Source organism: Oceanimonas smirnovii ATCC BAA-899, assembly GCF_000381965.1.
GTDB lineage: Bacteria > Pseudomonadota > Gammaproteobacteria > Enterobacterales > Aeromonadaceae > Oceanimonas > Oceanimonas smirnovii.
Genome location: NZ_KB908455.1, coordinates 194,762 through 219,873, shown reverse-complemented (window position 1 = coordinate 219,873; position 25,112 = coordinate 194,762). Strand labels below are relative to the sequence as shown.

At 54.7% G+C, this 25,112-nt stretch carries 26 protein-coding genes and 1 tRNA gene; 9 read left to right on the top strand and 18 right to left on the bottom strand.

Annotated features, from left to right (window positions below):
- Nucleotides 1–309 precede the first annotated feature (309 nt).
- Together mdtI and G364_RS17410 are read right to left on the bottom strand one after the other, a co-directional pair.
- Nucleotides 310–639 carry a multidrug/spermidine efflux SMR transporter subunit MdtI gene (gene mdtI, locus G364_RS0103860; protein ID WP_019933837.1) on the bottom strand — a complete coding sequence of 110 codons (330 nt, stop codon included), beginning with the start codon at nt 637–639 and terminating at the stop codon, nt 310–312.
- Between the two features lie 3 nt (nt 640–642).
- Nucleotides 643–1,152 (bottom strand): DMT family transporter, encoded by a 510-nt coding sequence (locus G364_RS17410; protein ID WP_245541369.1) that lies wholly within the window; start codon nt 1,150–1,152, stop codon nt 643–645.
- On the opposite strand from G364_RS17410, the gene G364_RS0103850 reads away from it, so the two are divergent.
- On the top strand, nt 1,095–1,964 hold the full coding sequence (locus G364_RS0103850) for a LysR family transcriptional regulator (protein WP_026344669.1): 870 nt from the start codon (nt 1,095–1,097) through the stop codon (nt 1,962–1,964). The genes G364_RS17410 and G364_RS0103850 overlap by 58 nt on opposite strands.
- A 37-nt stretch (nt 1,965–2,001) precedes the next feature.
- Here the strand turns inward: G364_RS0103850 and asnB are convergent, their stop codons facing one another.
- The 4 genes from asnB to G364_RS0103830 form a co-directional block, all read right to left on the bottom strand.
- Entirely contained in the window at nt 2,002–3,666 is a 1,665-nt protein-coding gene (gene asnB, locus G364_RS0103845) for an asparagine synthase B (protein ID WP_019933834.1), read from the bottom strand.
- A 163-nt stretch (nt 3,667–3,829) separates the two neighbouring features.
- The gene (locus G364_RS0103840; RefSeq protein ID WP_051089259.1) at nt 3,830–4,402 is read right to left on the bottom strand and encodes a 2OG-Fe(II) oxygenase; all 573 of its coding nucleotides are present in this window, start codon (nt 4,400–4,402) and stop codon (nt 3,830–3,832) included.
- 219 nt (nt 4,403–4,621) lie between these two features.
- Nucleotides 4,622–4,709 (bottom strand) — tRNA-Ser (locus tag G364_RS0103835).
- A 111-nt stretch (nt 4,710–4,820) separates the two neighbouring features.
- On the bottom strand, nt 4,821–5,246 hold the full coding sequence (locus G364_RS0103830; protein WP_019933832.1) for a YbjN domain-containing protein: 426 nt from the start codon (nt 5,244–5,246) through the stop codon (nt 4,821–4,823).
- A gap of 187 nt (nt 5,247–5,433) precedes the next feature.
- Between G364_RS0103830 and G364_RS0103825 the strand changes: the two genes are divergently transcribed.
- Together G364_RS0103825 and G364_RS0103820 are read left to right on the top strand one after the other, a co-directional pair.
- Nucleotides 5,434–6,300 (top strand): universal stress protein, encoded by an 867-nt coding sequence (locus G364_RS0103825; protein ID WP_019933831.1) that lies wholly within the window; start codon nt 5,434–5,436, stop codon nt 6,298–6,300.
- Between the two features lie 108 nt (nt 6,301–6,408).
- The gene (locus G364_RS0103820; RefSeq protein WP_019933830.1) at nt 6,409–8,001 is read left to right on the top strand and encodes an ABC-F family ATPase; all 1,593 of its coding nucleotides are present in this window, start codon (nt 6,409–6,411) and stop codon (nt 7,999–8,001) included.
- Nucleotides 8,002–8,050: 49 nt separating this feature from the next.
- Here the strand turns inward: G364_RS0103820 and G364_RS0103815 are convergent, their stop codons facing one another.
- Nucleotides 8,051–8,905, bottom strand: a complete 855-nt coding sequence (locus G364_RS0103815; RefSeq protein ID WP_019933829.1) for a universal stress protein — start codon at nt 8,903–8,905, stop codon at nt 8,051–8,053.
- Nucleotides 8,906–9,218: 313 nt separating this feature from the next.
- Here G364_RS0103815 and G364_RS0103805 point away from each other — a divergent pair, with 313 nt between their 5' ends.
- Nucleotides 9,219–9,410, top strand: coding sequence for a hypothetical protein (locus tag G364_RS0103805; protein WP_019933827.1), 192 nt, complete (start codon nt 9,219–9,221; stop codon nt 9,408–9,410).
- 68 nt (nt 9,411–9,478) lie between these two features.
- On the opposite strand, the gene G364_RS0103800 is transcribed toward G364_RS0103805, so the two are convergent.
- Together G364_RS0103800 and G364_RS0103795 are read right to left on the bottom strand one after the other, a co-directional pair.
- A complete protein-coding gene (locus tag G364_RS0103800) occupies nt 9,479–10,333 on the bottom strand; it encodes a universal stress protein (RefSeq protein ID WP_019933826.1) in 855 nt (284 codons plus the stop codon).
- Nucleotides 10,334–10,350: 17 nt separating this feature from the next.
- A complete protein-coding gene (locus G364_RS0103795; RefSeq protein WP_019933825.1) occupies nt 10,351–11,835 on the bottom strand; it encodes a SulP family inorganic anion transporter in 1,485 nt (494 codons plus the stop codon).
- A 372-nt stretch (nt 11,836–12,207) separates the two neighbouring features.
- Here G364_RS0103795 and G364_RS0103790 point away from each other — a divergent pair, with 372 nt between their 5' ends.
- Complete coding sequence (locus G364_RS0103790; RefSeq protein WP_019933824.1) at nt 12,208–12,609, top strand: phosphate-starvation-inducible protein PsiE; 402 nt, start codon at nt 12,208–12,210, stop codon at nt 12,607–12,609.
- On the opposite strand, the gene G364_RS0103785 is transcribed toward G364_RS0103790, so the two are convergent.
- The 3 genes from G364_RS0103785 to mtgA all read right to left on the bottom strand — a co-directional run bounded on the left by G364_RS0103785 (nt 12,606) and on the right by mtgA (nt 15,786).
- Complete coding sequence (locus G364_RS0103785) at nt 12,606–14,180, bottom strand: cation:proton antiporter family protein (protein WP_019933823.1); 1,575 nt, start codon at nt 14,178–14,180, stop codon at nt 12,606–12,608. The genes G364_RS0103790 and G364_RS0103785 overlap by 4 nt on opposite strands.
- Before the next feature lie 98 nt (nt 14,181–14,278).
- Entirely contained in the window at nt 14,279–15,031 is a 753-nt protein-coding gene (locus tag G364_RS0103780) for an HAD-IIA family hydrolase (protein WP_019933822.1), read from the bottom strand.
- 83 nt (nt 15,032–15,114) lie between these two features.
- The gene (mtgA, locus tag G364_RS0103775) at nt 15,115–15,786 is read right to left on the bottom strand and encodes a monofunctional biosynthetic peptidoglycan transglycosylase (RefSeq protein WP_019933821.1); all 672 of its coding nucleotides are present in this window, start codon (nt 15,784–15,786) and stop codon (nt 15,115–15,117) included.
- Between the two features lie 114 nt (nt 15,787–15,900).
- Here mtgA and G364_RS0103770 point away from each other — a divergent pair, with 114 nt between their 5' ends.
- Together G364_RS0103770 and G364_RS0103765 are read left to right on the top strand one after the other, a co-directional pair.
- Nucleotides 15,901–16,926 (top strand): adenosine deaminase, encoded by a 1,026-nt coding sequence (locus G364_RS0103770; protein WP_019933820.1) that lies wholly within the window; start codon nt 15,901–15,903, stop codon nt 16,924–16,926.
- 72 nt (nt 16,927–16,998) lie between these two features.
- On the top strand, nt 16,999–17,868 hold the full coding sequence (locus tag G364_RS0103765; protein ID WP_019933819.1) for a flagellar protein MotY: 870 nt from the start codon (nt 16,999–17,001) through the stop codon (nt 17,866–17,868).
- Between the two features lie 34 nt (nt 17,869–17,902).
- Here the strand turns inward: G364_RS0103765 and G364_RS0103760 are convergent, their stop codons facing one another.
- The 3 genes from G364_RS0103760 to G364_RS0103745 form a co-directional block, all read right to left on the bottom strand.
- A complete protein-coding gene (locus G364_RS0103760) occupies nt 17,903–18,691 on the bottom strand; it encodes a sulfite exporter TauE/SafE family protein (protein ID WP_019933818.1) in 789 nt (262 codons plus the stop codon).
- A gap of 124 nt (nt 18,692–18,815) precedes the next feature.
- The gene (lpxM, locus tag G364_RS0103750) at nt 18,816–19,787 is read right to left on the bottom strand and encodes a lauroyl-Kdo(2)-lipid IV(A) myristoyltransferase (RefSeq protein ID WP_019933816.1); all 972 of its coding nucleotides are present in this window, start codon (nt 19,785–19,787) and stop codon (nt 18,816–18,818) included.
- 55 nt (nt 19,788–19,842) lie between these two features.
- Entirely contained in the window at nt 19,843–20,613 is a 771-nt protein-coding gene (locus G364_RS0103745; protein WP_019933815.1) for a DUF3025 domain-containing protein, read from the bottom strand.
- 218 nt (nt 20,614–20,831) lie between these two features.
- Here G364_RS0103745 and G364_RS16280 point away from each other — a divergent pair, with 218 nt between their 5' ends.
- The gene (locus G364_RS16280) at nt 20,832–21,260 is read left to right on the top strand and encodes an ATP-dependent zinc protease family protein (protein ID WP_245541367.1); all 429 of its coding nucleotides are present in this window, start codon (nt 20,832–20,834) and stop codon (nt 21,258–21,260) included.
- A gap of 43 nt (nt 21,261–21,303) precedes the next feature.
- Here the strand turns inward: G364_RS16280 and G364_RS17140 are convergent, their stop codons facing one another.
- Nucleotides 21,304–21,399, bottom strand: a complete 96-nt coding sequence (locus tag G364_RS17140) for a MetS family NSS transporter small subunit (protein WP_019933813.1) — start codon at nt 21,397–21,399, stop codon at nt 21,304–21,306.
- Nucleotides 21,396–22,871 carry a sodium-dependent transporter gene (locus G364_RS0103730; RefSeq protein WP_019933812.1) on the bottom strand — a complete coding sequence of 492 codons (1,476 nt, stop codon included), beginning with the start codon at nt 22,869–22,871 and terminating at the stop codon, nt 21,396–21,398. Before G364_RS0103730 ends, G364_RS17140 begins: the two co-directional genes overlap by 4 nt.
- A gap of 570 nt (nt 22,872–23,441) precedes the next feature.
- Here G364_RS0103730 and G364_RS0103725 point away from each other — a divergent pair.
- Nucleotides 23,442–23,642 (top strand): DUF1127 domain-containing protein, encoded by a 201-nt coding sequence (locus tag G364_RS0103725; protein WP_019933811.1) that lies wholly within the window; start codon nt 23,442–23,444, stop codon nt 23,640–23,642.
- A gap of 50 nt (nt 23,643–23,692) precedes the next feature.
- Here the strand turns inward: G364_RS0103725 and G364_RS0103720 are convergent, their stop codons facing one another.
- A complete protein-coding gene (locus G364_RS0103720) occupies nt 23,693–25,048 on the bottom strand; it encodes an SLC13 family permease (protein WP_019933810.1) in 1,356 nt (451 codons plus the stop codon).
- Nucleotides 25,049–25,112: the final 64 nt, after the last annotated feature.

Sequence of the window (25,112 nt, the reverse complement as noted above, 5' to 3'; positions counted from 1 at the left end):
GCCTGTACTGATACTGCTCACGAGCAGGACCTCGGGCGGGACTGGAGTTGTGAAAACAGTCTCCACTCAGTTAAAAAACTAAAAAATTCTGAACATGGTATTTTTCTTGGTATCGAAGAGTTAAGGCTTGTTAAGTATCTGATACTTAAGGCTTTGAAGTCGCTGTTAATAATAGAGTCGGAATAATCCAGTTTAGCTGAATGACAAAAGCCCCTGCAGTGCAGGGGCTTTTTGTTTTGGAGGTGTTCATGATTTTACCGTGTTCATGAATCGTGAACGTTTTCTGGGTGTGAACGTTTAAGCGTGCTCCTATGCCAGCTTAAGCAGTATCACGCCCAGAAAGATGGCGGCTACGCCGGACCATTCCACACGGTTGAGCCGTTGCCTGAAGAGCACCAGGGCAGTAGAGGAGGTAAGTAGTATGCCAATGCCGCCCCACAGGGCATAGGCTACGGACAGGTCTATGCCCTTAACTGCCTGCGACAGAGACGTGAACGAGGCCAAAATACTGATGATGCCCAAAGTACCGATCATTCGTTTGCGAAAACCATCAGAATATTTGATGAGTATATTGGCCGCCACTTCCAGCACAATGGCCAGCAGCATAAAGACATAATGAATAAGTTCGGCGTTTTGCATGGTTTAATCCCCCGCAACATTTTTTGTGGAGGCCCCTACAGTTGTTAATACCACGCCAGTGACCAGCACGGTAAGTCCAAGCAGTTTGGTCCAGCTGAGGCTTTCATTGAAAAACTGAAAGCCGATAAAGGTGATGCTGATCAGGCCTGCTGCCTCCCAGGTGGCGTAGGCTTTGGCCAGTGGTATTTGCTTAACAGCCAGCGCCAGAAAGTAGAAAGACAGCCCAATCATGGCATACATAAACAGCAATGCCGGCACGGAAGTGCTGTCAGAGACTATTTTCATGGTAACTACTCCCACTACTTCAGCAGCGATGGCAGCCATCAAAAAGATCCATGGTCCTGTCATTGTCATGATTTTCTTTGCTCCTTTAAGCACTGTTATAATGCCATTGTTACCGTAATCAATACGGAACCAAAGTTTGACTCTATCTGTTTTATTGATAGATTGGCGGTATGCAATGGAATCTTGAACAATTAAGGCAGTTTGTTGCCACCGCTGAGCACGGTTCAATCAGTGCCGCAGCCCGTCATTTGAGCAAGGCACAATCGGCGGTCAGCACAGCGCTCGGATTGCTGGAAGCCGACCTGGGCGTGGTGCTGTTTGATCGCAGCAAGCACCGCGCTACTCTGACTGATGCCGGTCAAATCATGCTGCTGGAGGCGCGGGAGCTGTTGCGGCAGGCACAGGCTCTGAACCAGCGCGCGCTTGCTCTTGCCACTCGTAACGATGGCAAGCTGGCGCTGGCATTGGATGAAGTCTTACCGCGTACGGCCATCAGGACGCTGGCACGGGATATTGCCTGTCACTTTCCTGAACTTGAGCTTACCCTGCTGAATGGCACGGCGACCGAAGTAGCTGACTATGTGGATCAGGAGCGTGCCGATCTGGGCTTTCACTTTAACCGGGAGCCACTGCGGGAGCGCTTTGACGAACGACATATAGGGGCGCTGAACCAGGGGTTATTTGTGTCTGAGGGACATGATCTGTTGCAGAAAAAGCAGGTCAGTCGCACCGATCTGGCCCGTTATCGGCAGCTGGTCATGCATTCCGAAGATATTGAAGAAAATGTATACAGCCCGCGTGTATGGCGCGTGGATAACTTTCATACCATTGCCGAAATGGTGGCGGACGGGCTTGGCTGGGCGGTGTTGCCGGCGCACATTGCTGCTTATGGCAGCCATAATACGCCCTTGTGTCAGGTTTATTGTCCGTTTTTGGACTTGCCGCAGTTGTCTGTGCGCATGCTGTGGTGTCAGGGCAGCAGCCCGGGTGTCACGGCACACTGGGTGGAGAAACGGTTTATGGCGCTGCTGCAGCAATAAATGTATGCCGCGGAGTTACCGCGACATACGGCGTTACTCAATAAGACTGACTGTGCACCCCTTTTACTGCCCGGCCGGATGGATCTGCCATGTTTTTCCATTGCTCGTCCCATTCCAGCGCGGTAGGCGTGGAGCAGGCCACGGAAGGGCCACAGGGCACACACTGGGCGGCAGAGTCTTGTGGAAAGTGGCCTTCAAAAATGGCGCGGTAGTAATAGGCCTCTTTGGACGTGGGGGTGTTGATCGCAAAGCGGAATGCTGCCGTGGCCATCATCTGATCCGTCACCTGTTCTTCTACCAGTGCCTTCAGGCTGTCGATCCAGGAGTAGCCCACGCCGTCGGAAAATTGCTCCTTCTGTCGCCAGGCCACTTCATGAGGCAGCATGTCTTCAAAGGCTTCACGCAGAATGTGCTTTTCCATTTTACCGTTAACGCACATTTTGTCGGCGGGGTTGAGACGCATGGCCACGTCCATAAATTCCTTGTCGAGAAAGGGCACCCGGGCTTCCACGCCCCAGGCCGCCATCGACTTGTTGGCCCGCAGGCAGTCAAACTGGTGCAGGGCTTTTAGCTTGCGCACCGTTTCTTCGTGAAAGGCCTGAGCATCGGGGGCTTTGTGAAAATAGAGGTAGCCGCCAAAAATCTCGTCGGAGCCCTCGCCGGAGAGCACCATTTTAATGCCCATGGCCTTGATCCGCCGGGCCATTAAATACATGGGCGTGGAGGCGCGAATAGTGGTGACATCATAGGTTTCCAGGTGGTAAATCACGTCACGCAGGGCGTCCAGGCCTTCCTGCACTGTGTAGTGCAACTCGTGGTGCACGGTTCCCAGTTCATCCGCCACCTTGCGGGCGGCAATCAGATCCGGTGCGCCTTCAAGGCCAATGGCAAAGGAGTGCAGCCTGGGCCACCAGGCGTCGCTGTTACCGCCGTCTTCAATGCGTTTGTCGGCATAGCGTTTGGCAATGGCCGAGATAATGGAAGAGTCGAGCCCGCCCGAGAGCAGCACGCCATAGGGCACATCGCACATCAGCTGACGCTTCACCGCCGCCATCAGCGCTTCACGCAGCTCGGGCACGCTGGAGGTATTGTTCTTCACTGCGTCATAATCTTCCCAGTCTCGCCGGTAATAACAGCGCAGCTGGCCTTCCTTGCTGTAGAGCAGATGGCCCGGAGGGAATTCACTGATGGTTTTGCAGATGGGGGTGAGCGCCTTCATCTCGGACGCCACATAGAAGTTGCCGTCTTCATCATGGCCGGTGTAGAGGGGAATAATACCCATGTGATCGCGGCCAATCAGATAGGTGTCGTTTTCCTCGTCGTAGAGCACAAAGGCAAAAATACCATTGAGATCGTCGAGAAACTCAGGGCCTTTTTCCTGATAGAGGCCGAGGATCACTTCACAATCAGAGTGGGTTTGTGGCTTATAGTCACAGGTGAGGGTGGCTTCCAGCGCTTTGTGGTTATAGATTTCACCATTTACTGCCAGCGCATGTGTGCCGGTCGCGTTCAGCAGAGGCTGAGCACCGCTGTCCAGACCGACGATGGCCAGGCGCTCATGCACCAGAATGGCTTTATCATTACTGTAAATGCCAGACCAGTCCGGGCCGCGGTGGCGTAACAGGCGGGAAAGCTCCAGCGCCCGCGAGCGCAGGGCGGCCGGGTCTGATTTTAGTTCCAGAATACCGAATATTGAGCACATGGTGTTGTCCTTAACCAAAAAAGCGATTGCTTTGAGATTGGCAAAGGATGGAAGAACTGGAAAGCAAAACTTATAAAAAACCAGCAAAAATCCTTTTCTGGTTTTGAATCGTTAAAAATACAGTCCTATTTTTAACGGTTGAATAATTCAGGCTCAGGGTATGCTACAGCCTGAGGGCAGGGGCAATGGGATCATCTACTCTGAACCAGCCGGCAATACTGAGCCGGGAGCGGTTTGCCGGCAATACCTCGTGCGGAAAGCGCTCGGATAAAAAGCACACCAGGGTGCCGCCATGTGGCGTTACGCTGTGCAGAGGTACTTTGCTTTTTTCACCATAGATCAGCAGCTCGCCGCCATCTGCAGGCTGCCAGCCGTCGTTCAGGTAGAGCACTGTGGTCAGCCGGCGGTTGCTGCGGCCTTTAAAGGCATCCAGGTGCTTTTTATAAAAGTCACCCTGATCATAACGGGCATAATGACACTCGTAGTCTTTTAGCCCCATAAATAGGTGCCGGTTAACCGCCTGCTGCAGATCAGCCATTAATGATAGATAAGCTTGCTGAGGGGCGGTGGTGCCGTCCAGCCAGCGGGTTTTGTCGGTTCGAATACGTTCATTGTTGTGATTGGCCTGCTCGCGACCGATACCAGCCGGGGTAAATTCCCAGTCGGGCAGGTGATGAAAGTCATCGCGCAGCGCCGTTACCCGGGCGGACTCGAGAAAATCAGGAAAAATACCCATGCCGGGGCCGGCAATGGCGTCAATAATATCGTCAAGAACCCATTTAGTGTGCACTGCGCTGGTCAATGGCAAACCCTCCTGTGGAGCGCTTTTTTACACCTTCAACAACGCGGGGAACAGCGAGAAATATTTCCCGTCAGAAAGAGTAGATTCATGGATGGTGCCAAATACCGCATGTAAACGCAAAAACCCGCGCATTGCTGCGCGGGTTTTTTAATGTGGCGGTGAGAGAGAGATTCGAACTCTCGATACGTTGCCGTATACACACTTTCCAGGCGTGCTCCTTCAGCCACTCGGACACCTCACCAAATTTTTGCTCCCTCGGGAACGGGACGTAATGTACTGGGTGCGGCGGGCAGGTTCAAGTACTTTTATACGTTTGTTGTTTGATTGCCTTTTTACTGCGCAGAGTGGCGGCTTAATGCACAGCTGCCGGCATTTTCTGTGGTTCATCCTGCATCAGATAGCCCAGATCACCCAGCTCCTGCGTCAGCTGATGAGTCGCCATCATGGTTTGCTGCATAATCCACTGAAACTGATGCTGCTCTATCCCTGCCTGAGTATGCAGGTAGTTGGCCACAATCAGCCGGGGCAGATTGTCATCTACAATATCCACAAAGATTTTAAGGCTCGGGTAATTCATGTTCAGTCTTCCCAGATCCGCCATCAGCATCAGCAGGGCGGTGGGACGAATTTCCACTTCGGTAGTAACAATGGCGTCTTCGTGCTCTACAAACAGCCGGCTTTCCAGAATGCCGTCCAGTTCTTGCAGTTCAGCAAGGTGAATGCCATGACAGTTTTCGCAAATATAATGATCTATGTGGCCGGCCACCAGCCAGCGCATGGCAATTTCTGCTGTTAACACGTGTTATCCCGATAAAAGAAAGCTGAAGGGGCAGCATTGTAAACCAAAGCAAGGGTGCTGCAAAACCGGCATTACCTATCTGCATCGGTTGCTTTTTATGCGAAAAAAAGGAAAGCTGTTCCACAACGGTCGTCATGGCAGGGATGCAACAAAAAAGGGTAAGTAAATGAAGATATTACTGGCAGCAGTTGATCTGCAGGAAGGCGCTGAAAGGGTAGTCGAACGGGCCGGCATGCTGGCTGCACAGTTAAATGCCCGTTTGCATCTGGTGCATGTGATTAATGAGGCCATGGTGCTGTATGAGCCTATGGTGGAAATTTCCGTGCGCCGGCGGCTGCAGCAGGGCGCAAACCAGGCACTTGATCAGCTGATCCACCAACTACCGGCGGCACAGGCGGCGGTCACAGAGCGTCATGTTATGCTGGGCAAGCCGTCTCAGGCACTGGCGCGCAAGGCGGCTGAGCTTAACGCCGATCTGGTGATTGCCGGCCGCCAGCACGACGAGCCGGTACAAGAGCTGTTTTTGGGGACCACGGTAGAGCGGCTGTTACGTCGCTGCATCATGCCAGTGCTGGTCGTGTGCAATACCAGCCGCATTCAGCCCTATCACCATCTGGTGGCAGCTACCGATTTCTCCCGCAGCTCTCACCATGCGTTGCGTTCCGGGCTGATGCTGGCACCCAAAGCCAATGCCACTTTGGTGCACGTATTTGAGCCTCCCATGCTGCCAAGGTTGTTACAGCAGGACAACATGCACCCCGACAGCATGATGGCCCACCAGCGCAGCCGCATCGAGCAGGAAGTGCAGGAAGAAATGTCCCATTTTATTGCCACGGATGATCATCACCGCATCAGCACCCGCATTATGTCGGGTGAGGTAAAGAAAACCATTTTGTCGGTCGTAGAAGAAACCCATGCTCAGCTGCTGGTGCTGGGCTATCATGGTCGTCAGGGTATCAGCCGCTTGCTGGTAGGTAACCTGGCCATGAGCTTTTTAAGTGCGCCGCCCTGCGATGTACTGGTGGCTCGTTAATCTGGTTAATTTCTGCCCAAGCCTTTGAACTTTCCCTCGGCCGCCGGTATCCTTGGCGGCCTTCGGCATTCTGCCTGTTTCTCTTCAATTGATAGTGAGTCTGTTTCTTTGATTTCCACCAACAACATCACCATGCAGTTTGGCGCCAAGCCGCTGTTTGAAAATATTTCCGTTAAATTCGGCGACGGCAACCGTTATGGCCTTATCGGTGCCAATGGTTGCGGCAAGTCTACCTTTATGAAAATTCTGGGCGGTGATCTCGAGCCCAGTGCCGGTAATGTCAGCCTGGATGTCAATGAGCGCATCGGCAAACTGCGTCAGGATCAGTTCGCCTATGAAAATAACCGGGTGCTGGATGTGGTGATGATGGGGCATGCAGAGCTGTGGGCGGCCATACATGAACGCGACAGCATTTATGCCAATCTGGAAGCCACCGATGAGGATTATATGCGTGCCGCCGAGCTGGAAGGGCTGGTGGCGGAATATGACGGCTACACCGCCGAAGCCCGTGCCGGAGAACTGCTGCTGGGCGTGGGCATTCCGCTGGAGCAGCATAACGGCCCCATGAGTGAAGTAGCGCCTGGCTGGAAACTGCGGGTGCTGCTGGCGCAGGCGCTGTTTTCCGATCCTGATGTGCTGCTGCTTGATGAGCCCACCAACAACCTGGACATAGACACCATTCGCTGGCTGGAAGGTGCGCTGAACGAGCGCAACAGCACCATGATCATTATTTCTCACGACCGCCACTTTCTGAACAGTGTGTGTACCCATATGGCGGATCTGGATTATGGTGAACTCAGAGTTTATCCGGGCAACTACGACGATTACATGTTTGCTGCCACTCAGGCCCGGGAACGCCTGCTGGCCGATAACGCCAAGAAAAAGGCCCAGATTGCCGAGCTGCAGAGCTTTGTCTCCCGCTTCAGCGCCAACGCCTCCAAGGCCCGCCAGGCGACTTCCCGCGCCAAGCAAATCGACAAGATCAAGCTGGAAGAGGTAAAAGCTTCCAGCCGCCAGAACCCCTTTATTCGCTTTGAGCAGGACAAGAAGCTCTATCGCAACATTCTGGAAGTGGAAGGCCTCATCAAAGGCTATGGCGAAGCGCCGCTGTTCAGCAATCTGAATATGATGATTGAAGTGGGAGAGCGGGTTGCCATCCTGGGTACCAACGGCATTGGTAAAACCACCCTGGTGAAAACCCTGGTCGGCGAGCTGACTCCCGACAGCGGCACCATTAAATGGTCAGAAAACGCCAGCATTGGCTATTATGCGCAGGATCATGCTGCCGACTTCGACACTCAGATGACAGTGTTTGAATGGATGAGCCAGTGGCAGCAGGAAGGAGACGACGAACAGACAGTGCGCTCTGTGCTGGGCCGGCTGCTGTTCAGCCAGGACGATATCAAAAAGAAAGTGGGCGTGCTGTCGGGTGGTGAGCAGGGCCGCATGTTGTTTGGCAAGCTGATGATGCAAAAGCCTAATATTCTGGTGATGGACGAGCCCACCAACCACCTGGATATGGAGTCTATCGAGTCATTGAACATGGCGCTGGAAATGTATCAGGGCACGCTGATCTTTGTGTCTCACGACCGGGAGTTTGTGTCGTCGCTGGCCACCCGCATTCTGGAGCTGAGCGAGAACGGTATTCGTGACTTCAGCGGCAGCTACGATGATTATCTGCGCGAGCAGGGCGTAGTGTAATCAAATAAAAACGCCGGGCATTGCCCGGCGTTGTTGTATTCAGGGGTTATCAGCGCAGGATCAGCATGGGTTTGTGCGATTCCTGCAGCATCAGGTTGGTGATGCTGCCCAGCAGCCACAGGCGAATACGGGAGTGGCCGTAAGCACCCATCACCATCATATCCATGTTCTGCCTGTCCTGATAGGCCAGCAGATTTTTCTTTACCTCTCCCTGCAGCAGCGCTGCCGTGGCCTGATGGCCGTTATCTTCCAGCAGCTGACGGGCGGCTTCAAGCTGAGCCTGTTTTTCCTCGCTGGGGCCGGCCACCATGACCACATGGCATTCCAGCCCCTTGAACAGGGGAGACCTGGCAATATATTCCACGCATTTGCGTGTTGTTTCGCTGCCGTCAAAGGCGATCATGACCCGCTCGGGGGCCTTGAATTCACCGTCGGTCAGCAGCAGCGGCTTGTCGGTGGTGCGAATAACATGCTCAACATGGCCGCCCAGACGGTCGGGGCTGTCATCTTCGTTATTGCCGCGCCGGCCCAGCACCACCAGATCGGCGTAATCATCGTATTGCTCCAGCACCTCGGTCAGGCGACCCTCGCGGGAAATGGTACGCGGAGCGGGATAGCCTGCCTGCTGAACGTGCTGGCTGGCCTGCTCCAGAATAACCTGGCTCTGGGCCTTGGCGAGTTCGGCACGTTTTTTGTCGAGATCAGCCAGTTCTGCGTGAATTTTATCCTGAGCACTCAGGCTGGCAGCAGCGCTCATGTTGTAGAGCAGGGTAGGCTCTGGTTTGTGCATAACGTTCAGCAATACCAGAGAGGCAGAAAGTTGCTGGGCAGCCCAGGCCGCATATTCGCTGACACAGGCGGTGTGTTTGGAACCGTCGATACCGGCCAGTACATTGGTGCTCATCTTTTTCATCCTGATATAGAAAGGTGATTGACACAATATGAATGTAGGGGGCTTGTTGGGCGCACTGTATCACAGTTTGCCGCAGGTTAAAGATGGCTTGGCCAAGACCGTCACTTTTATTGATTCAGAACAAAATGACCTTAAGTTCACGTTGCTTAGATGAAAATAAGATGTAAAAAATCGTAATAAATTTGATCCTGATCATGTCTAACTAGCTAGCCGACAGGTTTTCTTTCGGTCGCGTTGTGTTAACACTGCACCGCTGAAGCTGGAGTTCACTTAAAGGTTTTGGCGCTTTACCAGGAGAATTACCATGAAAACCGTCATGTCCTTGCTGTTTGCTGCTGTATTTACCATTGGCATGGTGCCGATTTCTGCCACCGCCGCCAGCGGAACCGCGCCTGCGTTTGAAGTCCCCCTTAAAATGGGTGATGGTGCAGACAATCGTCAATGTAAAATGCTGGAAAGGCAGGGTAAAAAACTGCCGGGTTATTGCCGTCTCTGATAACCGCAAGTCGTAATGCGGTAAAAAAGGAGCCATAAGGCTCCTTTTTCTTGTGTGCGCTGCGGCGCTCAGCGCAAGATCAGCAGGGGGGCTTGTGCATCCTGAATCATGGCGGTGGTAGTACTGCCCACCAGCCACTGCCGAATGCGGGAATGGCCATAGGCACCCATGATCATCAAATCAATGCTGTGTGCCTGCTGATAGCCTGTCAGCGCCTTGTCGGCCTCGCCGGGCACAATGGCAGTGACGGCACAGATGCCGGCCTGCTCCAGCAACTGCCGGGCCCAGCCCAGTTGTGCGCGGTTGTCGTCGGTATCGGCACCGGCCAGCACCAGATGCAGCTCCAGCCCCTTGAACAGCGGGCTTGCAGCCAGCATTTCCACGCCCTTGCGGGTGGTGGCACTGCCGTCAAAGGCCAGCATCACTTTTTGCGGAGCGGCAAACTCACCCAGGGTTACCAGTATGGGTCTGTGCATGGCGCGGATCACCTGCTCCACATGGCTGCCCAGGTGAGCAAGCGCCGAGCCGGACGCTTCACCCTGGCGGCCCAGCACCAGCAGCCGGGTGTCGGTTTCAAGCTCTGCCAGCGCCTCCACAAAGCTGCCGTGGCGTTGCAGCGTACTGGCGTTACTCACACCCTGCGCAGTTACCCGCTCTTTGGCGGCGTCCAGCATCAGCCGTCCCTGCTCTCGGGCCAGCTTGCCGCGTCTGGCATCCAGCTCGGCCAGCTCGGCCAGCAGCTGCTCCTGGCTGCCAAGACCGATGCTGCCGCTTAAATTACCCTGCACCGGGCCGGTTTCTTTGTCGAGAACATGCACAAAGGTCAGAGGAACATTCAGGCGCTGCGCTGTCCAGCCGGCCCAGTCGCACACGGCTTCAGCGTGGCTTGAGCCGTCGATACAGGCGAATACTTGTTCGGTCATCTTCTTTCCCTTTCTCATTAGTGGCCCATCAGCTTTTCAACGGCTTTGGGATCATTATGCACGGCAAAGCGATCCACCAGCGTAGCGCTGGCCTCATTCAGACCAATTATCTCTACGTCTGTGCCTTCCCGGCGGAACTTGATTACTACCTTGTCGAGGGCACTGATGGCGGTAATGTCCCAGAAGTGAGCGCGGCTCAGGTCAATGCGCACACGGTCGACCACTTCCTTGAAGTCAAAGGCGGCCACAAACTGCTCGGCCGAGGTAAAGAACACCTGACCCACCACCTTGTATTCACGGGTGCCGTCGGCGGCTTTTTCTGAGCCTATATACAGAATCTGGCCGACCTTGTTGGCAAAGAACAGGGCGCTCAGCAGCACACCTACCAGCACGCCCCAGGCCAGGTTATGGGTGTAAACCACCACGGCCACGGTGGCAATCATCACCAGACTAGTGCTTTTGGGATGAGTTTTGAGGTTCTTGACAGACTCCCAGCTGAAAGTACCAATAGACACCATGATCATCACCGCCACCAGCGCCGCCATGGGAATTTGTGATACCCAGGGGCCGAGAAATACCACCAGAATAAGCAGTACCACACCGGCCACCAGGGTGGACAGCCGGCCACGGCCGCCGGATTTCACGTTGATGATGGACTGGCCAATCATGGCACAACCGGCCATGCCACCCAGCAGGCCAGCTCCAATATTGGCCAGGCCCTGACCTTTACACTCGCGGTTCTTGTCGCTTTTGGTGTCGGTGAGATCATCCACTATGGTGGCGGTCATCATCGACTCCAGCAGGCCCACAATGGCCAGCGACAGTGAGTAGGGGAAAATAATGGCCAGGGTTTCCAGGTTCAGCGGCACATCGGGCCACAGGAACACCGGCAGGGTATCGGGCAGCTCGCCCATGTCGCCCACGGTGCGCACATCAATATTGAACAGCATGGCCACCAGGGTCAGACCCACAATGCACACCAGCGGCGAGGGCAGCAGTTTACCGACCACCGGCACCAGCGGCAGCAGGTAGATAATGCCCAGACCGGCGGCGGTCATGGCATACACATGCCAGGTGACGTTAGTCAATTCCGGCAGCTGGGCCATAAAAATCAGAATGGCCAGCGCATTAACGAAACCGGTGACCACAGAGCGGGACACAAAGCGCATCAGCTCACCCAGACGCAGGTAGCCGGCGACAATCTGAAACAGGCCACACAACAGAGTGGCGGCCAGCAGATATTGCAGACCGTGCTCTTTCACCAGGGTGACCATCAGCAGCGCCATGGCACCGGTAGCAGCAGAGATCATGCCCGGCCGGCCACCCACAAATGCGATAATGACAGCGATACAGAAGGAGGCGTACAAGCCAACCTTGGGATCGACCCCGGCGATAATGGAAAAGGCGACGGCTTCCGGGATCAGGGCCAGGGCAACGACAATGCCAGCCAGCACATCGCCGCGCACGTTCGAAAACCAGGTTTGTTTGATACTGGGTAACATAATAATGGTTCCAGGTTGTGTATAAACGCAATCCATGCCGGTTGTTAAGGAGTGAGAGCATGGCGTTCATGTTTTAATCGGGTACAGCAGAATACTCGCCATAGCGAGTGAAGGGCCGCCAAGCTATGGCGGAAGGGAAGAGTAAAGGCTAGGGTGGCGTAACGCCGTTATTCATAAATTTCATAAAAGTACAATTTTTTATAATCACTATTAGTATGGCAAAAGGTATTATAGAGAGCTGGCCGTCCGGTAACAAGGTCGAATAGGACTTCCTTACTGGCACGTGGTTTGCTGGTCATTGAATAGCAGTGAATACAGTGCTAAACGATGGCGGAAAAGATGAGCAATTGTATCTAAAAGGAGCTGAACTTAATGAGCGATAACCGAATGCTGGGCAGCCGCGTGCTGGATGCCCTGCAGCATATAGGCCTGATTATTGTGGCGGTCGCCACCGTGGTGGCGGTGGGCATAGAAGTGAACACCATGTGGCAGAACCGGACCGTGACCCTGGCGGATCTGCTGCTGATGTTCATCTATCTGGAAGTGCTGGCCATGGTGGCCATCTATCTGCGCTCCGGCAAGCTGCCCATTCGTATTCCGCTTTACATTGCCATAGTGGCGCTGGCCCGTTATCTCATTCTTGATATGAAAGGCATGGATAACTGGCGGCTGATCACCGTAGCCGGCGCGGCCCTGGTGCTGGCACTGGCCGTGCTGGCCATTCGCTTTGGCCACGCCAAATATCCCTACGACAAGGAAGAAGGCGGGCACTAGCCCGCGTGTTCTATTACATGGCGGGCAAAACCGCTGCCTGCTTCTTCATAAATATTAAACACCTCATCGGCCCCCAGCTCGCGCAGCTGGGCGCCTTCTTCCGGATAGCGAATAATGGCGGCCACCCGGCCACTGAAGTTGGCATGGCGTATCTGCTCCAGCGCATAGAGGTTACCGGCATGGTTGGGCATGGCCAGAAAGATATATTCCAGCTCGGTACCAATGTTGGCCTTGTCCCAGAAATCCGAGTCGGACGCATCGCCTTTAATCACATTAATATTCAGCTCTTTCAGCAGCGGAATTTTCTTCTCGTCAGAATCTATTCCTACCAGCTTGCGGCCTGAATTAACACTTTCCAGCTCCATATAGGCACCCTGACCAATGCGGCCCATGCCTACAATCAAAATATTGGCATCCCCCAGATGAATGGGCATATCGTCCGGGTGCAGACGGTTCGGATCCCGGGGTGAAAGCCTGTGCATCAGGCGACGGTAAATATTTTCGTTATTCGCATTAAGCGGGGCCGAGGCTACAAAGGAAACGGCCAGAGCGATAGAGGCCACAATGACCCAGTCGTTACTGAGCATGCCCTGCTGGGCAGCCAGTGCCGCTACAATCAGACCAAATTCGGAATAGTTGCTCAGGCTCATGGTGGCCAGCAGGGCGGTACGGGGACGCAAAAAACAGCGTTTGTACAGCTGGTAATACAGCAGGCTCTTCAGTGGCAGCACCAGCAATAAAATCAGCGCTATCCACAGCGCATCCATGGTGGGCATGCCGTTCAGGCCAATGTTCAGGAAAAACGCCACCAGAAACAGCTCTTTCATATTAAAGAAGGACTTGGCCAGCTCGGGCGCGCTGTAGTGTGACGCCAGCATCATGCCGATAACCAGCGCGCCCAGGTCACCCTTGAGCCCCACCAGCTGAAAACCGCCGTAACCCACCACCAGCGCCAGAAATACCGCAAACAGGGTTTGCAGCTCGCCATGACCGGCCCGCTCCAGAATGCGAAAGAAAACCGGCCGCAACAGCGGCAGCAGCACCAGCAAACTCAGTGCCCAGGGGCTGGGTACCTTGCCGGCAGAAATGCTGAGAAAAGCGACAGCAAACAAGTCCTGCATCACCAGCACGCCAATGGCCACTACGCCATAGAAGGTGTTCATGTCGCTGCGCTCTTCCAGCACTTTTACGGCAAATACCGTACTGGAAAAGCTGAGCGCAAAGGCCATTAGCATGGCCTGTTGCCATTGCAGCTCCTGCGCCAGGGCAAAGCCCAGGGTCTTGATGGCCAGCAGTACCAGGGTAAACAGCAGGGTAGAAGAAACGATATGACCGCAGGCGGTGCCCCACACTTCCTTGCGCAGCAGGGTTTTAATATCGAGCTTGAGCCCGATGCTGAACAGCAGCAAGGTAACCCCCAGATTGGCGAGGGTATCGAGAGTGGCGTTGGGCTCAAAGCCCATGGCATTCAGTACAAAGCCGGCGGCAAGAAAGCCAATCAGCGGCGGCAGTCCAATCAAATAAACAGCCAGACCGCAGCCGAAGGCAACAGCAATAAAAATGGGATCCATGTAATTCTTATCGGTTTTAATTAGCTCCTGAAGTGGCGTTATAGTGGGCGTTTGGCCCGTGTGTTGTCAACAAAGCTCGCCACTTTCAGGTATTTTTGTCAGAACAGATCGATGTCGTGCACCGAGCTGTAAATATGCTGCGGCCGGAACGGCATTTTATCAATGTCGGCCACCTGGCTGACGCCGGTCAGTACCAGAATGGTTTCCAGCCCGGCCTGAAAACCGGCCAGAATATCGGTGCGCAAATTATCACCGACTATCAGGGTGTTTTCTGAGTGTGCGTCCATATGATTAAGGGCGGCACGAATGATCCAGGCGCTGGGCTTACCCACATAAAACGGTTTCTTGCCGGTCATGCGCTCAATGGGGGCACACAGGGCACCACAGGCCGGATGCATCTGCGGGCCGTGGGTGTCGGGATTGGTAGCAATAAAGCGGGCACCTTTGGCCACAAAGCGGGCCGCCATCTGAATCATGCTCCAGTTGTAGTTGCGGGTTTCGCCCACTACCACAAAATCCGGATCAATATCGGTAATGGTAAAGCCGGCTTTATACAGCTCATGGATCAGCGCGCCTTCGCCAATCACGTAGGCTTTCTGACCGCTCTGGCGCTTAAGAAAGTCGGCGGTGGCCATGGCGGATGTATAAAAGCAGTCTTCGGGCACTTCGATGCCGGCAGAATAAAACCGGTTCTGCAAATCTTTGGGAGTCTGTGCCGGATAGTTGGTTAAAAACAGCAGGTTCATATCCTGCTCCAGCACCCGGCGCACAAAGGCATCGGCACCGGGAATTAAATCGTTGTTGTGCAGAATAACGCCGTCGATATCGCAGATAAGATTATTTTTTTGCATTGCCTCTCCTTAAACCGGTGTTGCCGGTACCTGAACCACTGTGTTGCCAGAATATGACAGTTTCATGACCAAGTCCGGTTTTATTACCGGTTTATGCAAGTGAGCCAGCCTCCCAGACCATTAATACGGCGGGAAATGGCGGCGGCCCGCTGATTGACATACGCTGACGGGCGGGCAGCAGAAAACTGCCGGGGATTAGGCAGCACGGCGGCCAGCAGGGTGGCCTGCCGGCGATTGAGGCTGGCTGCCGTGGTATTGAAATAAGCCTGAGCAGCCGCCTCGGCACCATAAATGCCCGGACCAAATTCGGCAATATTCAGATAAAGCGTCAGAATACGCTCTTTGGGCAACAGCAACTCCAGCATGGGGGTATAAACCGCTTCCAGAGCCTTGCGGGTGTAGCTGCGGCCAGGCCACAGATACAGATTCTTGGCCGTTTGCATGGTGATGGTGCTGCCGCCCCGCAGCCGGCCGCCCTCGGCGGCTTCGGTCAGCACATCGCCAAAGGCGTCCCAGTCAAAGCCGCTGTGTTTGCAGAACTTGTTGTCTTCGGCAGCAATGACCGCCATTTTCAGCTGGCTGGAAATGCGCGGGCCGGGCTGCCAGTCTTTCTGCAGGCTTTCTCCTTCAAACAGCCGAATCACCATCAGCGGCGTGACCGGGACCGGCACAAAGCGATACAGCAGCGTCAGTGCCAGCGGCACCAGCACCAATAACACAAGCAGCCAGCGCAGCAGGCGTTTAAGCAAAAACATGTGAGCTTGTACTCTCTTTTTCAGGGTTTATTGACTGTGGCTCAGCTGACGCCACAATATTCGCTTAAATTTGTTATGTTTATTAACAAGCCGGCAATAACAAGGAGAACCACCATGTCTGCATTTATTGAGCAACTGCCGAAGGTGGAGCTGCATCTTCACATTGAGGGGTCTCTGGAGCCGGAGCTGGTATTTGCCCTGGCCCGGCGCAATGGTATCACCCTCGATTATGCCAATGAAGCTGCCCTGAAAGCAGCCTATGAGTTTGACGATCTGCAATCGTTTCTGAATATCTATTATGCGGGCATGAGTGTACTGCAAACCGAGCAGGACTTTTTTGATATGACCCATGCCTATTTGCAGCGGGCTCACAGTGAACATGTGCGTCATACCGAGATCTTTTTTGACCCTCAGGCCCACACCGGCAGGGGCGTGCCCTTTTCAGTGGTGGTTACCGGCATTCACAGAGCGCTGGAGCAGGCCCGTTACGACTGGGGCATGAGCAGCCGGCTGATCATGTCGTTCTTGCGCGATTTACCGGAAGCGTCGGCCATTGACACCCTGCGACAGGCTGAGCCGTTTCATGGCTGGCTGACCGGGGTGGGGCTGGACTCTGCCGAAACCGGCAATCCGCCGGACAAGTTTCGCCGGGTCTATGCCATGGCGCGGGATCAGGGTTATCGGCTGGTGGCTCACGCCGGTGAAGAAGGGCCGCCTCAGTATATTCGTGATGCGCTTGAACTGCTCAGGGTAGAGCGTATTGACCACGGTGTGGCGGCCATCAAGGATCCGGCCCTGATGGCGGAGCTGGCCGAAAGCCGCATTCCGCTCACCGTATGCCCGCTGTCAAATCTCAAGCTGAAAGTGGTGAATACCATGGCCGAACATCCCATGGGCGAGCTGCTGCAGGCCGGACTGTGCGTGACCGTGAACTCAGACGATCCGGCCTATTTTGGCGGCTACATGAATGCCAACTATCAGGCTCTGCAACAGGGCCTGGGCATGAGCGACAGCGAGCTGTTACAGCTGGCGCTGAACAGCGTGGAGGCCAGCTGGCTGTCACCGGAAGAAAAAGCCCTGCTGAACCGTGAGGTGCACGAGCATGGCGAAAAGTTCGGAGTTTATGCGCCGCTGGGCTAAAGCCGGGCCTTTCCCTGCCGATAGACTCTCTGTCACCAAGTTAACGGCAAAGGGCAACAAGAGGCGAGTGGCGTGCGCAAACTGACGGTAGTAACAGCACTGATGCTAAGCAGCGCCAGCTGGGCGCAGCCCCGCACCTATGTGGCCGATTTGGATCATTCCCGCTGGCGACTGGCTGCCGATTCGGCGGTGGAGTGCCGGCTGGAGCACAATATTCCCGGGTTCGGCACCGGTGCCTTTGTCAGTCGTGCCGGCAAAAACGTCAATCTGGTGTTTGAACTGAGCCCGCTCAGGGCCAACCCGCGCACCCGCCAGGCGGCCTTGCGCAGCGAGTCACCCTACTGGCAGCCGGGCCGTGCCGCCCGTGCCATCAGCCAGGTGACTTTTTATCAGCAGTTTGATGCCATGGTAGAGCAGCAGAATGCCTGGGTGATGCTCGACGAGCTGAGCCAGGGGCGCTGGCCCACCTTTTATTTTGAAGACTGGTATGCCGGTGACAAAACCACTGGAGTGGGGCTGTCGTCGGTGAATTTTCGCGCCCGTTACGCCGCCTTTCTGGACTGCCAGCAAAGCCTGCTGCCTTACGGCTTTGAAGACATTGCCTTCAGCGTGCTCAATTATGTGAACAACGCCGATGAGCTGACCCCGCATTCCCGCCAGCGGCTGGCCATGATTGCTGATTACGTCAAGGCCGATCCCAATATCGGTGAGGTGGTGATCAATACCTACACCGACAGTTTTGGTACTGCCTTTCATAACAAGCAGCTGTCGCTGCTGCGGGCCAAAGCTATCAAGGATCACTTTATGGCGCTGGGCCTGCCCGACACCAGCATTATGGTGGAAGGCCATGGCGAGCGCCGGCCGGTGGCCGACAACAGCACCCCCGAAGGCCGCGACACCAACCGCCGGGTAGTGATAAGCCTGGGCCGCGCCCCTATCTGAATGGACTCCGGGTCACGCCCGGAGTGACGGTGCTTTACGCCGGGAAAAACAAGAATTTGGCACCCACCAGCAGCAGAAATACCGCAAAGGCGCGCTTAAGCACTGCGGCCGGCAGCTTGTGCGCCAGAATGGCACCTACCCGGGCAAAGGGCATGCTGGCCACGCTGATACCGATCAGGGCCGGCAGATACACATAGCCCCAGGCTTCATCGGGCATGTTCTGATCCAGCCCGTGCACCACATAACTGAGTGCACCCACCAGCGCAATGGGAAAACCACAGGCCGACGACACCGCCACCGCCCGCTGCATGGGCACCGAGCACCAGCTTAAAAACGGCACCGTGAGCGATCCGCCGCCAATGCCGAAAATGCCCGAGGCCCAGCCAATCACGCCGCCAATGGCCGCCTGCACCGGTTTACCCGGCAGCCTGCCGCTGCCCTTGGGCATCAGATTAAACAGCATCTGTGCCGCCATCAGCCAGGCAAACAGGCCAATCACCCGTTGCAGCGCCAGACCTGACATTTTGTCGGCGGTATAGCCACCCAGCCAGGCACCAATCACAATACCGGCACTGAGCATGGCGGCCAGCGGCCAGTCAATGGCGCGGCGGCCATGGTGAGTATGAATGGCACTGAGCGAGGTGAACATAATGGTGGCAAGGGAGGTGCCCACCGCCATGTGCGCCACCAGATCACCGCCAATGCCTTGCAGGTTAAAACTGAAAATCAGTACAGGCACAATAATCAGGCCGCCACCCACACCAAAAAGTCCTGCCAGCGTGCCCGCAAAGGCTCCCAGCACCATATACATCAACCAGGTCATGTTCGTTCCTTGAAATAAGGGGTTAAAGGTTATTTTTCTTGTTTGGAAAGCCAGTCATCAAGCCGGGCTGTCAGCCATAAAATCAGCAGGCCCAGGCACACCAGCGCCACATAGCCGAGCCAGCTCATTGCTGCCCCCGAATTTTGCGAATGCCTGCTTCATAGCGGCCTTCCGGGCTGTGTTGCTGAGTCTGAAAATACTTCAGGAACCACATGTATTGCTCGGGCCAGTGGCTCAGCAGAGCTTCAATTTCAGCGTTCATGGCCCGGGTATCAGCGGTGAGATCCGCTGTGGGGTAGGGGGCCATGGACGGGCGTACTATCAGCTCATAGCGGTGTTGCTCGGTGTTATACACGCTCAGCACCGGAATAGCACAGGCACCGGTCAGTTTGACCAGTTTGGGCAATGCGGGCAGGGTGGCTTTCATTTCGGCAAAAAAGGGCACAAAGATACTGGCTTCGCGGCCATGGTCCTGATCCGGCAGATAAAAGAAATGCTTGCCGTCCCGAATGGTTTTAATCACCGCCTTAATGCCGGCATCGCGCTCATACACAATGCCGTTAAAGCGGGCCCGCTGGCGATTAATAAACCAGTCGAACACTTCATTTTTGGCACTGTGCATCATGGTGCACATGGGCATGCCCAACGAGGTCAGATAAAGCCCGCCGGCATCAATGGCCCAGGTGTGGGGGATCATGAAAATAATCTGTTTGTTTTCTGCCAGGGCGGCGTCGATGTGCTCCTGGCCATGCACTTTGAAGCGCCCCTGTAAATAGGCGGGGCTGCGGGCGGTCCATTCGCCATAGGCAAAAAAGGTCATCAGGCCGGCGCGAATGGAGTGCAGCAGCAGGGCCTCGGTTTCCTGGTCCGATAACTCAGGAAAACACAGCTTTATATTGGTGCGGGCAATGTAGCATTGCTTTTTGGCAAATTTGACCAGCAGCGGGGCAAAAAAGCCGGCAAAAGCATCCCGTGCACGCACCGGCACCCAGGCCAGCAGCCATAAAAGAGCAATAGAAAGCCAGGTAGGCCAGTGGCGCGGATGCAGATAGCGGGATTTAAACTCAGCATCGTAAACGGGATCTTGCCCGGACATATTCTTTACCTCTAATGCGTAAGATCGCCAAGTGTAAGCAAAAACGGGTCTCAAATCACCCCTGCCGCCGGGGCCGGAAGTAATCGGTATTATTATAAAAGGCCGGATTTTCATTGGCCGGCCACCAGCCGGGAATGCCGAGCAATGGCAGAGGGTGCAATGGCTTTGGCTTATCAAACAGTTGTTGCTGCTCCAGGTGCGCGCACAGGGCGCTGTCCAGCAGCTGATACTGGCGGTGCACAGGGGCCTCAAAAAAAGCATCGGGCATGGTAATGACCACGGCTTTGGCGGTCAGGCCAATAAAAGGTGCCAGTGCCAGCTCATACAACGCATGGCCAAACACAAAGGCCCGGCGCTGCTGCCAATGCGTCCGGCCAGTTACAAACAGGGTTTGCCAGTCGTGCGCCTGCAACAGCGCGGCGGCTTCATCGCCTTCACGTACCGCCAGCACCAGACCGCATTCATCAAAATGGGTGATGCGATCCCGGCGGGGCGTACGCCGGCGGGCACCGTGAACGGCAATATGCTCCATATGCAGCCGGTTCAGCAGCGCCTTGGTGTGAGGGAACAGATGCCAGATAACAGCACCGAAAAAGTCATGCCAGTTAGCCTGTCGGGTAGGAACCTGCCCTCTGGCCACCGCTTCTTCGTAATAGCAGTCAAGAGCGGCAAAATGCTGGTCGTCAATAAAACGCACGGGTAGCTGTGCTGCCAGCTGCTTATTCAGACAGGCAACATCGGGCCAGCGGGGCTGCTGAAACCGTATCAGATCGGTCAGCTGGCCAAGAATGGGGTTGCGCGTGGTAAAATCAGGGTCCCAGCTCATTGGTCGTCCGCTCACATAAAAGCCGCCAAGCATAGCGCCGCGGCAAAAAATGTTCAGCAAATTTTGAAAACAAGGCATTCTCCGGTGCCAGGACCCTGGTTAGAATGCCTGTGTCAAATTCTGACGAGTGAGGCAAGCCAATGAAACGGGTATTACAGACAATCTGGTTAATGGCTTTACTGCTCCCTGGCACGGCCATGGCAGCAAAGGATAACAGTGTGAAAATAGATGATAAATGGGTACTTGGCCGGGTGGAGTGGTTGTGTCTGCCGGCATTGCAAGACACCATAAAGGCACGCATCGACTCTGGTGCCAAAACCTCTTCCATGTCGGCGACCAATATTGCAGAGTTCGAGCGCGGCGGCGAGCCCTGGGTGCGCTTTACCTTTTTGCACGACCACATCTCATCGGACATGGAAGCGCCGCTGACGCGCTATGTGCGCATTCGTCAGGCCAACAGCAAAAAGGCTGACCGACGAGTGGTAGTGACGCTACCGGTACGCCTGGGTGATCTGGAGAAAAACGTGGAGTTTACACTTAAGGATCGTACGCGCATGCTGTATCCGGTGCTGCTGGGCCGCGAATTTATGGGAAATGATGTGCTGATAGATCCGTCCCGGCGGTTTGTACAGCCAAAGCATCCATAAAAAAAGGGCGGTAAACACCGCCCTTGCTATTTATATTCCGATGTTACCTGGACTGCATGGCCCGGCGTATGCACAGGGCAGCACCGCCCCAGGTAATGCCAAGGCCGATGATCATCATGATAATGGCACCACTGGTCATGCCTTTACCTCCTGCTTGTTGCTCATATTAATGATAATGGCCACCACCAGCATCACGGCAATCATGCCCCAGCCAATAAACAAAATTTCGTTATTGCTGTAGCCGCCGTAGTTCTCTTTAAAGGCATCCATGATGTTGTTGAACAGAATCACAATCAGCATGCCAATGGAGACAAATTTGATGCACAGCTGCCACCAGATGCCAATGCTGAACTCAGACAGCTCATTGGCCCGCTTCTGATAATCCGACAGCTTGCACAGCCAGCCCACCAGGAACAGCTCAAGCAGACAGGAGCCCAGCAGTGCCATATTGTTAATGTAGTAATCCACCAGATCCAGCAGCAGCAGACCGCCGTTGGTAATAAACAGCAGGCTCACCACAAAACCGGTGCCACAGAACACCACAGAGGTTTTCTGCCGGCTCCAGCCGGTCTTGTCCATCAGACCGGTGGTAACGGCCTGGGCAATGGAAATGTGTGAGCTGATACCGGCAAACACCAGTGCCAGGAAGAACAGCGGGCCGGTAATGCCCGGAGCAGGCAGCAGATTGATGGCGGTAGGCAGGGTTACAAAGGCAAGCCCCACGCCCGAGCTGACCACTTCAGTGAGCTCTTTATCCTGCACGTGGGCCATGTAGCCCAGGGCACCAAAGATCATGATGCCGGCCAGCATGGAGAAGCCGCAGTTCATCAGCACCGTCATAAAGGCGTTGTTGTTGATGTCTGACTTTTTGGGCAAAAAGCTGGCATAAGACAGCATAATGGCAAAGCCCACACTCAGGGTGAAGAAGATCTGACCATAGGCGGCAGACCACACCTTGAGATCCCAGATTTTGCTGAAGTCGGGCTCCAGCAGCCAGTTAATGCCGTTCAGCGCGCCGGGCAGCGACACTACCCGGCCAATCAGCACCAGCACCAGCAAGAACAGCAGGGGCATCAATACCTTGTTGATTTTTTCAATACCGTCCTGCACGCCACGGTAGGTAGCCACAAAGCTGGCTGCCCAGGCCAGGATCAGCGGCAACAGCAAGTGAGTCTGAATGCTGCCAAGATTGGACGGAGAGTTGTCTCCCAGCTTCAGAAACTCGCCAAAGAAGAAGGCATTGCTGTCGTCGCCCCAGCTCTGATCCACCGCAAACCAGGCATAGGAAATGGCCCAGGCAATGACCACCACATAATAAAAGGCGATCACCGCGCAGATCATGACCTGAAACCAGCCCAGCCACTCAAAGCGATGGTTCAGCTGGCGCAGGGTGCCGGGCGCACCGGAGCGGTATTTATGCCCCAGCGTAAACTCCAGGATCATAAAGGGAATGCCTGCGGTCAGCATGGCAAACAAATAGGGAATAAAGAAGGCACCACCGCCGTTTTCATAGGCCATATAGGGGAAGCGCCAGATATTACCCAGGCCCACGGCAGAGCCGACGGCCGCAAGGATAAACCCGGTACGGGAACCCCACTGCTCACGTTTCATAACGAATCCTCGGGAATAAAAGATAACTAAAAGGGTAGTTTCACCGGCGCAGGGTAGGCGGGGGCAGGGGTAAAATCAACGCGCCGATCTGCTGCTTCAAAGGATTTATCCCTTACATCTGTATGTCATTGGTTCTTTTTACGGAATGATTAACAACTATGTGTTGTTATGCTGGTGTGATCATCTTGAAACTGGCAATGCTTCAGCTAAATCGTGTTTTTTGCATTTTGATAAAAACTGTGGATGTACGCATATACCGGAGTGTAAAAAGAAACTTGCGCACTTATGCAGCAGGTAACAATGCTCTCTTGGTTTTAAGCAGCACAAAATCAGGCTTGATGCATAAAAAATCATGCAAGTTGATTTTTTATATAAGCATCAGTAATTCTTATGACCACAGGGCATTGGTTGGTGTTTATTGCTTGATAATTAACCGTTAACAGGTTGTTTTCTTTCGTGCTGTGAGTGATTTGCCATTAGTTTTTCTAACTTCAAAACGCAGAAAAAGTCAGTTGAGGGCAGCGCCGCCCGCGCCTATGCTGCGCCCGCATTCATTTAAGGAGGCGCGTTATGAACACCACTTTGCAATCAGTACACAAAACTGCCCGCCCGGCAGCAAAAGCCGGCTTTCTGAGTACCCTTGGTACCTGGCTGCGCCGCAGCCGCACCCGTCGTGAGCTGGCGGCACTGCCGCCCTATCTGCTGAAAGACATCGGTATTAACGAAGCTGATCGTTATCAGGAAGTCAGCAAGCCGTTCTGGCAACAGTAACGCAACGGAATGCGCCTCAACAAAAAAGCCGCTGTCAGCGGCTTTTTTTATTAACCAAACACACCAAACCAGAGGGTGAGCACCAGAATACAGATAAGGTTAAGGGCAAAACCGGCCTTCATCATTTGTCGTTGCGGAATATAACCCGAGCCAAACACGATGGCATTGGGTGGGGTGGCCACCGGCAGCATAAAGGCACAGGATGCCGACACCGCAATCAGTGCCGCCACCATCACCGGCGACAGTCCCAGCCCTTCAGCCACGGCCGCAAACACCGGAATCAACAAGGCAGCGCTGGCCGTATTGGACGCCAGCTCCGTTAAGAACACCACAAACACACAAATGGTCAGCAGCATGACCAGCGGACTTGCCTGGGTCAGCCCTTCTGCCAGGTGGTTGGCCAGAAACAGACTGGTACCGGTTTCCTTAAGAATATGGCTCAAGGTCAGGCCGCCGCCAAACAGCAGCAACACGCCCCAGTCGGCCTGATGCTCCACTTCTTTCCAGTCGGCCACTTTGGTGACCCCCACCAGAATAATGGCCAGCACTGCCACCAGCGTATCAAAACCCGATATGCCGCCCAGCAGGGCGGATAAGGGTGATGAAAAAATCCACAGGCACACGGTGAGGGCAAAAATACCCAGAGTAAGAAAGCGCTTTGGGCTCCAATCGGGTGCATTTTCCGTCAGGTTGATTTGCTCATTAAGCTGAGGCCGGAACAGTACCCACAGCAAAACAATGGTCAGTGGCAGCAGCACCAGGCTGATGGGCAGACCAATGGCCATCCACTCGGCAAAGCCCAGACCGGTTTCGGCAGCGGCAATGGCGTTGGGCGGGCTGCCTACCAGGGTAGCAATGCCGCCGATATTGGCGCTGTAGGCAACTCCCAGCAGCACAAAAACATAGGTAGAAGCGTGGCGGTGTTCGTCCAGACAGCGCAGCAGCCCCAGCGCCAGCGGCAGCATCATGGCGGCCGTGGCGGTGTTGCTGATCCACATGGATAAAAAGGCCGAGGTAATAAACAACAGTAATACGGCGACGGCCAGCCGGCCACCGGCCAGCTGCAGAATGCGCACTGCCACCAGCCGGTCCAGCCCCTGACAGCGCATGGCGGCTGCCAGTGCAAAGCCACCCAGGAACAAAAAGATAATGGGATTGGCAAAATTGCTGAGGGCATCTCCTGTGCTCAGCACGCCCAACAACACTGCCAGCAGCGGCACCAGCAGGGCAGTAATGGTAATATTTACCGCTTCTGTCAGCCAGAGGGTGGCGATCACCAGCAGCAAGGCCAGTCCCTTGTTCACTTCCGGCTCAAAGGGCAGCCCCAGCGCCAGCGCCGGCAGTGCCGGAATGCACAGCAAAAAAACGCCGGTGCGAAACCGGGAAGAGGATGATTGGTTAGACATGTTGATTCCGTTATGTTGTTGTTTTGGTTTTGATTATCAAAAATGCGGCGAACTATATCACCGC

Bases quoted from the DNA above. Each gene is read 5' to 3' on its own strand.
- G364_RS0103805 (WP_019933827.1), top strand. From the start codon at position 9,219: ATGAAAACCGTCATGTCCTTGCTGTTTGCTGCTGTATTTACCATTGGC.
- G364_RS0103815 (WP_019933829.1), bottom strand. From the start codon at position 8,905: ATGAGCACCAATGTACTGGCCGGTATCGACGGTTCCAAACACACCGCC.
- G364_RS0103730 (WP_019933812.1), bottom strand. From the start codon at position 22,871: ATGAAACGTGAGCAGTGGGGTTCCCGTACCGGGTTTATCCTTGCGGCC.
- G364_RS0103825 (WP_019933831.1), top strand. From the start codon at position 5,434: ATGAAGATATTACTGGCAGCAGTTGATCTGCAGGAAGGCGCTGAAAGG.
- G364_RS0103720 (WP_019933810.1), bottom strand. From the start codon at position 25,048: ATGTCTAACCAATCATCCTCTTCCCGGTTTCGCACCGGCGTTTTTTTG.
- G364_RS0103795 (WP_019933825.1), bottom strand. From the start codon at position 11,835: ATGTTACCCAGTATCAAACAAACCTGGTTTTCGAACGTGCGCGGCGAT.
- mdtI (WP_019933837.1), bottom strand. From the start codon at position 639: ATGCAAAACGCCGAACTTATTCATTATGTCTTTATGCTGCTGGCCATT.
- G364_RS0103770 (WP_019933820.1), top strand. From the start codon at position 15,901: ATGTCTGCATTTATTGAGCAACTGCCGAAGGTGGAGCTGCATCTTCAC.
- G364_RS0103800 (WP_019933826.1), bottom strand. From the start codon at position 10,333: ATGACCGAACAAGTATTCGCCTGTATCGACGGCTCAAGCCACGCTGAA.
- G364_RS0103830 (WP_019933832.1), bottom strand. From the start codon at position 5,246: ATGCGCTGGCTGGTGGCCGGCCACATAGATCATTATATTTGCGAAAAC.
- G364_RS0103725 (WP_019933811.1), top strand. From the start codon at position 23,442: ATGAACACCACTTTGCAATCAGTACACAAAACTGCCCGCCCGGCAGCA.
- G364_RS0103790 (WP_019933824.1), top strand. From the start codon at position 12,208: ATGAGCGATAACCGAATGCTGGGCAGCCGCGTGCTGGATGCCCTGCAG.
- G364_RS0103745 (WP_019933815.1), bottom strand. From the start codon at position 20,613: ATGAGCTGGGACCCTGATTTTACCACGCGCAACCCCATTCTTGGCCAG.
- mtgA (WP_019933821.1), bottom strand. From the start codon at position 15,786: ATGTTTTTGCTTAAACGCCTGCTGCGCTGGCTGCTTGTGTTATTGGTG.
- G364_RS0103840 (WP_051089259.1), bottom strand. From the start codon at position 4,402: ATGGGTATTTTTCCTGATTTTCTCGAGTCCGCCCGGGTAACGGCGCTG.
- G364_RS0103785 (WP_019933823.1), bottom strand. From the start codon at position 14,180: ATGGATCCCATTTTTATTGCTGTTGCCTTCGGCTGCGGTCTGGCTGTT.
- G364_RS0103850 (WP_026344669.1), top strand. From the start codon at position 1,095: ATGCAATGGAATCTTGAACAATTAAGGCAGTTTGTTGCCACCGCTGAG.
- G364_RS17140 (WP_019933813.1), bottom strand. From the start codon at position 21,399: ATGACCAGTGGTGCCATTATCATGATGATCATCGGCCTTGGCATTACC.
- asnB (WP_019933834.1), bottom strand. From the start codon at position 3,666: ATGTGCTCAATATTCGGTATTCTGGAACTAAAATCAGACCCGGCCGCC.
- lpxM (WP_019933816.1), bottom strand. From the start codon at position 19,787: ATGTCCGGGCAAGATCCCGTTTACGATGCTGAGTTTAAATCCCGCTAT.
- G364_RS0103760 (WP_019933818.1), bottom strand. From the start codon at position 18,691: ATGACCTGGTTGATGTATATGGTGCTGGGAGCCTTTGCGGGCACGCTG.
- G364_RS0103780 (WP_019933822.1), bottom strand. From the start codon at position 15,031: ATGCAAAAAAATAATCTTATCTGCGATATCGACGGCGTTATTCTGCAC.